The sequence below is a fragment of the Eggerthella sp. 1_3_56FAA genome (genome assembly GCF_000185625.1).
GTDB lineage: Bacteria > Actinomycetota > Coriobacteriia > Coriobacteriales > Eggerthellaceae > Eggerthella > Eggerthella lenta.
Window position 1 is genome coordinate 235,772 of the sequence record NZ_GL622580.1, and the last position, 8,917, is coordinate 244,688.

The following is an 8,917-nucleotide window of genomic DNA, read 5'->3' on the forward strand; positions in this document are numbered from 1 at the left end:
CCGCGTGCCGCGCCTGTTGAACGATGCGGAGTACAACTTCTTCCTGGAGGATATGAAGACGCTCGGCCAGCCCATCCGCCGTTTGCGCAAAATGCTCGATTTCTTCTATCGCCAGATGAGCGACCTCGAGCCGCGCGACTCCTGGCTCGCAGGCGGCGAAGAGGAAGCCGTGCTGTCCCACCTCGAGCGCGTGCTGGCCTCACGCGGCGCCATGCTGGCGCAGGAAGCGCCCAGCCTGTGCGCCGCGTACCTGCGCAGCGACGCGGGCGAGGGCGTGTGCGGCAGCTACGCCTACGTGCTGTGCGACGACTTCCAGAACATGAGCCGCGCCGAGCAGACGTGCCTGTGCCTGCTGGCCGACCGCCAGCTCATCGCGTGCGGCAACCCCAACCAGCAGCAGGCCGCGCGCGCGTCGTTCCCCTGCGCCGAGGGCTTCGTGCAGTTCGACGCTCGCCGCCGCGACGTAGCCGTGTTCACGCTGTCCGGAGCGCACGGCAACCCCGCCATCGCCGCGTTCGCCGACGGGCTTTGCGACCAGGGCGACATGGATCCCGCCTTCAAAGCGGGCATCGCGAGCGACGCGCAGACGTCGGACGGCATCATGGCCGTCAAGTGGTCGACGCCGGAAGACGAGCTGGACGGCATCACGAAGTACCTGCGCATTCTGCTCGACGGCGAAGAGGACCTGCACGAGAACCGCACGTGCGTGCTCGTGCCCAACAAGCGCTGGGCGCTCATGGCGCAGCAGGTGCTCAAGCAGCGCGGTTTCGCCGTGGCGCTGGCCGGAGCGTTCTCCCGTTTGGGCGGCGACCCGCGCGACAGCGCCCGCGCCCGCGCGCTCGTGGCGTACACGAAGCTCAACCTGCTGGCCGATCCGCGCGACATGACGGCTTGGCGCAGCTGGTGCGGCTTCGACAACTACCTCACGAACAGCGATGCATGGGGCGGCTTGCAGGCTTTCGCCGAAAAGCGCGAGCTCACGCTCTACGACGCGCTCGCCCTGGCCGACCAGCTGGAAGACGAACCGTTCCTGCGCGCGCACGCCCTGGTCGAGCGCTGGCGCGCGGGCCAGGAGCTTATCGCCGCGAACGCCGGGCGCAAGGGCTTCGGCCTGCTGCACGCCATCGGAGCCGACGATCTGCCCGAGTTCGAGGAGACGGCGCGCGCCCTCGTGGGCGACGAGGATGCGGCAGCGATGTTCGCCCTGCAGCGCACCAACGTCACCGATCCCGCGCTGCCCGACGATCCGCACGTGCTGCACGTGGCCTCCTACGGCGCCCTGTGCGGCATCGAATACGACAACATCTTCGCCATCGCCGCCGTGGACGGCTTCATGCCGCGGCGCGATGCGTTCGAGGTGATCAGCACCGAGGAAGACCGCGAGCGCATCATGAACGAAGAGCGCCGATTGTTCTGCAACAGCGTGTCGAAGGCCAGCAAACGCCTGGTCGTCTCCTATTTCAGCAAAGCGCCGCTCGAGCTTGCCGAGCGTGCCAAGATGCAGGTGGTGCGCGTGAAGGCCGAGGGCAACGGCCGCGTGGCCTCGGTGCGTCCCACCGCGTTTTTGGCCGAAGCGGGAAACGCCGCCCCCGTCACCACCGGCGGTCAAGCCCTCCTCGCCCAGCACGGGCTGAACTAGCCGCCAACGCGCCGCCGCCCAGCGGCGGCGCGAAGCTGCCTTCGTACCGGCGCTCCAGACCAAGAAGAGCCTTCCGACGCGCGGCTACGCAGGCTTTCCCTGCCGCATATCCTGCAGCAGCTCTTTCCGCAGCCGGTAGCGCTTCATCATCCAGCTCGCGTCGTTCGGCGGAAGGCGCTTTCCCGTCAGCTTCGCCACCGCACGCGCCGATTCGTCGAACTTCCGAGCATCGAAGAACTGGTCGGGCGTAATCGAGACCACCGTTACTCCCTGGGAAATCAGCGCGCTGCGACGAGCCGAATCCCGCGTCTCGGCCGCGTTGCCGCTGTGATGCTCGCCGCTGTCGTACTCGACGGCAACGTGCCGCTTTCGCCAATACAGGTCGCATTCGAAGCGTTCGCGCTGAACCAACCCCTTCGTCCGAACCTCGATGCACGCGTTGAGCTCGGGAAGGTCCAAGCCGTATCCGCCGATCATCCGCGACAAGCACAAGGCCATGACCAGGTTCGTCTCCATAGGAGATGCCGACGAGTCCGCAATGAAGCGCAGCGCTCGCAGCGCCTTGTTCGACCCGATGCAGCCGCGCGACTTCTCGACGAAGCGCCTGAGCGAGCGCACGTCGGTCAAAGGCGTGCGTTTCCGAAAACCTCGCTTGTCGCCATCGTACGCATATCGCGAGCACAAGAGACAGCCATACCGAACAAGCTCGACCAGCGACAGCTCCGTCGCCATCTCCACGAAGGACCGCTCGGGCGAGCTGATGTACAGCCCGTCGCGCAACCGGACGAAAGATCCAGCCGGAAAACCGGCACTCCACACGTGGCACACGGGGCTGCCCGTCCGCACGCGATCGTTTGCCTGAGCGACCACGACGTGCAGCGGCACCCCAAACGCATCCAGCTCTCCATCCGTATCCCCCATACGAACGCCGCAGATCGGATGGGCGCGCGACGGCGTGGGAACCGGCAACGCATCGCTCACGCGCCAGTACTCGTAGGCAGACCAATATCCGATGTATACGCTCATGGTTGCAGCATACCGGGCGAGCGGACGAATGGCTAGCCGTCTTTTGGGTCCCCGAATCCCAAAACGGGAAAAAGAGCCCTCCGTGCAAGTTTTTCGACTTCGTGGCAAATACGGCAGAAGCCCACCTGGGGTTTTTCGTTCACAGTTCCGACAAGCGCCCCCGCTTCATTCTCCATGGAACGAAAACGCCTGATGAACGGGTTCCCGTTTTCGAAAGCCTTGCCACGAAGTCGAAAAATTTGCACGGAGGGGCCCGAAAGGAACCCGGGCCCGCAGATCGTCTGCAGGCCCGGCGGGAGGGAGGCAATATCGAGAGGTTTCGGCAACCTACTATGCGGCGACTTCCACACTGTCCAGCAGCTCGGCGAGGATGGACGCATCCTCCTCGGCGAAGCCCATGGCAAGCTGGGCCAACCCCTGGTAGAACAACGTGCGCGAGAACAGCCGCATGTCGTTGGTCAATAGCGGAAGCCAGTTCAGCAGGTGGTCGTGCAGGAAGGTCCGCTGAGTGCGCAACTGCCCCACGGCCTCGTCCTCGTCGCCTGCCGCCAGCGCCTCGGCCGCGCGCAGGCTCATGCGTTGCATGAACTCGAACTCCAGCGCCACGTGGTCCTCGCCCTCGTTCCATGCGCCACGCTTCAAACCGTTCTCGCGCAGCGTCTGCAGCACTTCGGCGCGCGCCTCCTGCATCATCAGGCGACGTTCGGAGGTGTACACGCTCTCGTACGGATAGGCGGCCGAGTACGCGTTCACCCCGTGACCGATGAACGTGCGCACGAAGTCGATGGCGAGCTCGGTGACGCTGTCGTCCCATGCGGTTTTCAGATAGTCGTACAGCAGATGGTACCCTTCGTCCACCTTCGCGTTGCCCGTAGCGGTGGGGAAGCGCATGGCTTGCAGCTCCCGCAAGGAGTCCGCGTCCACTTCCTCGCGGAACAAGTTTGCCAGCAGGCCGTACGTTCGAGCGCGCATGTTCATGAGCGCAACCAGGTCGACGGTTTCCTCAGACATGGTTCTCCTCCTTCTTCGCAGCGGCGGCTGCTTCCACCGAAGGCAGCATCGCACGTCCCAGATCGGTCAGACGCCACGCGTGCTCGCTCCATTCCAGCGCATCGGTGCGCTCCAGCATGTCGATGAAATGGCCGCCGAAACGCCGCGGGCTCTTCACCTCGTCGAACGTGTCCACCAGGTCTTCTATCTCGGGTTTCGTGCACGGACGCTCGTCGACGGCGCACATGACCGCGCGGTACACCTCCACGTAACGGCTGTCGCGATCGAGCACGATGTCGCGGAACGCAGAGCCCTGCGTCAGCCTCTCGTACAGCGCGCTTCCTTCTTCGGTTGTGCGCCACACAGGGTCGACGCGTTCTTTGATCTCGAGAAACGCAACGCCCTCCTCCATGTCCTCGTGCGGCTCGGCGGCTTCGGGCATCTCCAACGTCAAGGCGCCGGCACGTTCGAGCATGCGGCACAGCGTCATGGGCGCGTACACCGAGCGGTTGCTGGCCTGCGCCGCTTCCACGTGCTCGGCCACGCGGCTCGCCGCGCACCCGCCGCGGCACAACCCCATGATGCTCAGCAGCACGGGCCGGCGACCGGGGTTGTGATCCAGCAGCTCCAGCACGGCAGATTCCACGCCGCCTTGGCGCTTGGGGGTGTACACGGCTTCGCGCTGCATGCTCTGGGGCATGTTGCGCATGGTGGGATAGTCGACGGTATCAAGCGGGTTGTCGTCGTCCATGTCCTCCTGGTCGATCTCCAGATCGTCGGCCATCAGAGGATCGAACTCGTCGTCCAAGCCCAGCACGTCGTCGAACGATACGGTAGGCATCATTCCTCCTTCTTCTCTCTTCGCTGCGTTCGAGTATAGGGGCTGCGCGCGACGGCTCATCATCCTACAAGGCGTAATTACGCAGGGATTCGCGCGCATCATACGCCGGGGCCGCGAAATCACCTTGACGCGCGCTTCGCCGGCTCCCTATAATCGGGGCGCGTTGCGAGAAGCGGGGCTTCTTAGGAAAGGAAGCTCCAATGGCCAACGTAGCTTGGGGCAAGAAGATTCTTGCCGTTGCGGTTCTGAGCTGCCTGTGCGCCTCGATCGCGGTTCCTGCCTATGCGTTCTACTACGTCCACGGCGAAGAGAACGTTGCTGCAACCAGCAAGGGCGTCATCGAGGTCACGTGCACGGTGGACGAAACCGCTCAGGGCGGAGGCGTGAAGACCTCGCTCATCATCGTTCCCGAAGGCAGCACCGCCGCTGCTTGCCTGGACGAGAGCGTGGTTTCCAGCAACAGTCAGAACGGCCTTGCGGCCATTCACGACTACAGCGTCTCCAGCTTGGCGGACGAGCTGTCCGGCAAGCAGTACACGTGCACGGTGCACAAGGCCGACAGCCAGAAGCCGGGCACGCACACCGCGTTCGACGGAAGCGGCACCGAGGGCGAGAGCACGCCGCTCGAGCGCTTCGACAGCGTGGTGTTCACGGTGGCGTAATCCGCCGCGCGGGGGTTCGGACGACCAGCCGGGCCCCCGCACACCTCCCGTTCCGGCTCGGCAAGCGCCCCGTTATTCTTCACAAGCCGGCCCGATGCAGCACCGCGACGCCTCAGCACGCCCTCGAAAGCAGACGGGCGCCCTTCCGAACATCATCCTCAGAGGATTATTTTTCTATTACCCCAGATCAAACGTTTGCGCATCGAGCGCAAAACCCTGATCGACTCGCTCACCTCGCTAGAAAAAACAACCTCTGCACGGTATGATGATGCCCAGGGAATCAAGGAGGGGGCTTCATGGGGATTCGCGTTCCTCGCATCACCGTCAACGCCGACTTCGGCGACGACACCGCGTTCGGCGACCTGAGCTTGCTCTCGGTGGGCTACGGACTGCACCAGGCTTGGGTGTACGCCGTCATGTTCGGAACGCCCACCATCTTCGGCACGCAAACCTACGTCACCGGCATGTACGGCAGCCACGCGTCGCTGCCGTTCCTCGTCTCCATCGTCGTGTTCGGGCTGTGCCTGTTGTTCGCCGGCATCACCGACCAGCGGCTGTTGAGGACGTACATCTCGAAGAAGACGCTTGCGGCGGGCGCGGCGCTCATGTCGGCCGGAACGTTGCTGCTGCTTGCGACGCCCGTGATCAGCGGCCCGGCGCTGGAAGCGGTGTCGGGCGTCATGACGGGCATCGGCTCCGCCATCCTGATTCTGTTCTGGGGCGTCGCGTTCGCGCGCTGCGACAGCGCTTCCATCGTGCTGAACTCGTCCATCGCCATCTCCATCGCCATCGGGGTGTACGCCATCGGCCTGCATTACGGGCCGTTCCCCATCGCCGGCATCCTCGCGGGCATCATCCCGCTGCTGGAGCTCGCCATCCTCTGGAACAAAACGCCGGCGCCGTATTCCGAGCGCAACGAGGTTCCCATCTTCAAACCGCTTCCGGTGAACCATGCCAAGTTCTTCCTGCGCTTCGGCATTCCCGTGTTCGTGTTCGGCGTGGCGTTGGGCACGCTGCGGCAAACGTCCATCCAGTACATCGTGCCCGCCTCGAACGTAGGCGACCAGATCGCCATGCTGCTGGCCGCCGGATTCACCTCCGTAGTCATCCTCGTGACCATCGTGGCCCTTGGCGGCGGCGACAAATGGAGCCGGTACTTCCGCCCGCTCGTCCCCTTCATCGCCGTCACGCTGTTCTTCCTGCCGCTTTCCGAAATGAGCGACAACACGTTCGCCACCATGTTCTTGGTGATGGGCTACCTGTGCTTCGAGGCGCTGATGTGGATATTCTTCGGCGAGCTGGCGCAACGCTTCCGCTTGTCGCCCATCTACGTGTTCGGCCTGGGACGCGGCATGTTGGCGCTGGCGGGGCTGGCGGGTTCGCTGTTTCCCATCGTGGCGGCGAACTGGGTGCATCTGCTTCCGTTCGGCGAACAGGGCGTCATCGTCATCGTGCTGCTGATTATGGTGGTGGCATACGCGCTGCTGCCGCGCGAGCGCGAGATCGAGGCCATCGTCGCACCGTGTCCGCTGGTGAAAGCCGTGTCGTTGGAATTGAGCGACCGCGTGCGGCCGCTAGGGCAAGCGGGATCGGCCGGCGAGGGAGCCGCCGCGGCCGCGCAATCTGGAAACAACGCGACGGCAGCGACCAACGCGCCTGCACCTGACGCCGAGATCGCGCCCGAACCCGAACCGACCGCGCGGCGCGCCCCTTCGCTGCTGGAACTCAGCAGCGCACGCCGAGCAGACGAGGGCGAAGAGCGAAAGGGAGGCGGCCGCTTCCGCGCGAAGTGCGAGACGGTTGCCAACACCTACCTGCTTTCCCGGTGCGAGACGGAGATCATGTTCTTTCTGGCGAAGGGGCACAACGCCGCGTACATCCAGGAAAAGCTCTACATCTCGGAAGGCACCGCGAAAACCCACATCCGCCACGTCTACAAGAAGACGAACGTCCACAGCCAGCAGGAGCTCATGCGCCTCGTCGAGCTTGCGGATCCCGCCGAATAGCGAGCTTGCCCCTCGCCGATTGCAGCGCGCGGCCTCCGCGACCGCTCGCAAATCCCGCGTTCCGTGCACAAACCTGGTCGTCGATCCGCAGGCGCGTTCGCACGATCTCGACACGCTCGCGCGGTTGCACGGCGTTCCCCTTCGCCGTCGTGCAGTTCGCGACGCAAGGTTTGCCTCACCCCAGCTCCCGCTGAAACGCCAGGCGCCTTCGCGCTCGCACAACCGCACGACATCCCTTGCAGCTACGCCGTCAACGCGAGCAAGAAACGGTTTTCGAGGGCGCTTCTGCAAATTTTTCGACCTTGTGGCAACGCCTCTTATTCATGAGATGTTCTGACCAGGCTTTTCTCCGCATCTCAAAAGCGCACGCACTACCGTGACAAATCGGCGAACACCTCGACCAGGGAAAACGATTGCCGCGCGTGCCACGAAGTCGAAAAACTTACAAATACGGGTCGTATTTCCGCTTTGGGTACGCAACCGACCGTCGACGCGCGACTACGAGGGAGAAACGCAAGCTCGCACCACGGCGCAACGAGCGCGCAAATTCGTCAGCAACCTCGCGTAGCCCTGCTTCCCAATCGTCCACGCCTTCGCGCAAACCCCGCCTCTCAGCCACCCGCACTCCGGCGTAACCCCTGCTTCCCAATCGTCCGCACCCTCGCAGATCCCGCTTCCCTATCGTCCACGCCCTCGCGCAAGCCCCGCTTCACAATAATGACGATTGCGTAAAGGATGGGGCGCGGGCAGGGGGTTTATGGCAAGATGGAACATTGCATAGTCATATGCAGGGACACACGAAGTAACCTGGTTGCGTTTGGGCACGCGATCGCGCGGAACACGCCAGCGCGGCGTTGCCTCCCGTGCGCGAACCCGGCATCCGCCGAGGTTCGAGCCACGCACCATTAAAGGAGATGCAATGGGCTTTCTTTCGAGATTCGAAGGCAGGATGGAAGACACGTTCGAGGGCGCTGCCGACAAGATGTTCGACGCTCCCATCTCGCCGGTCCAGATAGCGAAAAAGGCCGAGAAGCAGATGCGCCGCGAGAAGATGGTTGGCGCCGGCAAGCAGTACGCCCCCACGCTGTACACCGTGCTAGTGAACCCGGACGACGACCGCCGCCTGATGGGTTACTACCCCACGTTGGCGGGCGAGACGGAAACGTACCTGACTGCGAAGGCCTCCGAACAGGGCCTCGTGATGGACGGCCAGCCGCTCGTGCGCTTCATCGTGGACGAGGACCTGAAGCACGGCAAGTTCGACATCATCGCCGAAGCGGTGGCCGCTCCCATCATCGCACAGCTGCGCGCCGAGGAGATGCATCGTTACGGCCTGGCCGCCGCTCCCGCGCCCGGCGGGTACGGCGCCCCCGCGCAGCCCTACCCCGCGCAGCGCCCTCAGGCGCCGGCTCCGCAGCAGTACGGCGGATACAACCAGGACTACGCCGCCCCGGCTCCCGCGCCCGCCCCGTACGGCGGCTACGACCAGTACGATCCCCAAAGCCAGTACGAGCCCGCGCCCATGAACGTGGACGCGTACGGCCAGCCCCAGCAGCTCCCCTACGTGCCGGAAGACGAGATCGACCGATCCATCGACTACGGCGAGTACACCTTCGACAGCCGCGACTTCGACGAGCAGCGCGACAGCATCCAGCCTCTCGACCGTCCCGAAGCCGTGGATCCGTTCGCCATCGGCGCAGCCGCAGCCGGTGCGGGAGTCGCCGCCGGCGCCGTTGCCGGAGCGGGTATGGGC

General features: G+C 64.5%; 7 protein-coding genes. 4 read left to right on the plus strand and 3 right to left on the minus strand.

Translation table 11 applies throughout. The features are described 5' to 3' along the window. Positions 1-1,639: hypothetical protein (locus HMPREF1023_RS06440; RefSeq protein ID WP_232228696.1), on the plus strand; the 1,639-nt coding region annotated here is incomplete at its 5' end. 84 nt (positions 1,640-1,723) lie between these two features. Here the strand turns inward: HMPREF1023_RS06440 and HMPREF1023_RS06445 are convergent. From HMPREF1023_RS06445 to HMPREF1023_RS06455, 3 genes are all read right to left on the minus strand, one after another. Further along, on the minus strand, positions 1,724-2,665 hold the full coding sequence (locus HMPREF1023_RS06445; RefSeq protein ID WP_009305386.1) for a hypothetical protein: 942 nt from the start codon (positions 2,663-2,665) through the stop codon (positions 1,724-1,726). A gap of 330 nt (positions 2,666-2,995) precedes the next feature. After that, positions 2,996-3,676: a molecular chaperone gene (locus tag HMPREF1023_RS06450; RefSeq protein WP_009305387.1), complete on the minus strand. Its 681-nt coding sequence runs from the start codon at positions 3,674-3,676 to the stop codon at positions 2,996-2,998. Further along, the gene (locus HMPREF1023_RS06455) at positions 3,669-4,499 is read right to left on the minus strand and encodes a hypothetical protein (protein ID WP_229061546.1); all 831 of its coding nucleotides are present in this window, start codon (positions 4,497-4,499) and stop codon (positions 3,669-3,671) included. Before HMPREF1023_RS06455 ends, HMPREF1023_RS06450 begins: the two co-directional genes overlap by 8 nt. A 197-nt stretch (positions 4,500-4,696) precedes the next feature. On the opposite strand from HMPREF1023_RS06455, the gene HMPREF1023_RS06460 reads away from it, so the two are divergent. The 3 genes from HMPREF1023_RS06460 to HMPREF1023_RS06470 all read left to right on the plus strand — a co-directional run. Continuing rightward, entirely contained in the window at positions 4,697-5,158 is a 462-nt protein-coding gene (locus HMPREF1023_RS06460) for a hypothetical protein (RefSeq protein ID WP_009305389.1), read from the plus strand. A 296-nt stretch (positions 5,159-5,454) separates the two neighbouring features. Continuing rightward, positions 5,455-7,164 carry a LuxR family transcriptional regulator gene (locus HMPREF1023_RS06465; protein WP_009305390.1) on the plus strand — a complete coding sequence of 570 codons (1,710 nt, stop codon included), beginning with the start codon at positions 5,455-5,457 and terminating at the stop codon, positions 7,162-7,164. 919 nt (positions 7,165-8,083) lie between these two features. After that, a partial coding sequence (locus HMPREF1023_RS06470; RefSeq protein WP_009305391.1) for a DUF3662 domain-containing protein occupies positions 8,084-8,917 on the plus strand: 834 nt, incomplete at its 3' end.

Coding starts and splice junctions, on each gene's coding strand:
- HMPREF1023_RS06445 (WP_009305386.1), bottom strand. CDS start 2,665: ATGAGCGTATACATCGGATATTGGTCTGCCTACGAGTACTGGCGCGTG.
- HMPREF1023_RS06450 (WP_009305387.1), bottom strand. CDS start 3,676: ATGTCTGAGGAAACCGTCGACCTGGTTGCGCTCATGAACATGCGCGCT.
- HMPREF1023_RS06455 (WP_229061546.1), bottom strand. CDS start 4,499: ATGATGCCTACCGTATCGTTCGACGACGTGCTGGGCTTGGACGACGAG.
- HMPREF1023_RS06460 (WP_009305389.1), top strand. CDS start 4,697: ATGGCCAACGTAGCTTGGGGCAAGAAGATTCTTGCCGTTGCGGTTCTG.
- HMPREF1023_RS06465 (WP_009305390.1), top strand. CDS start 5,455: ATGGGGATTCGCGTTCCTCGCATCACCGTCAACGCCGACTTCGGCGAC.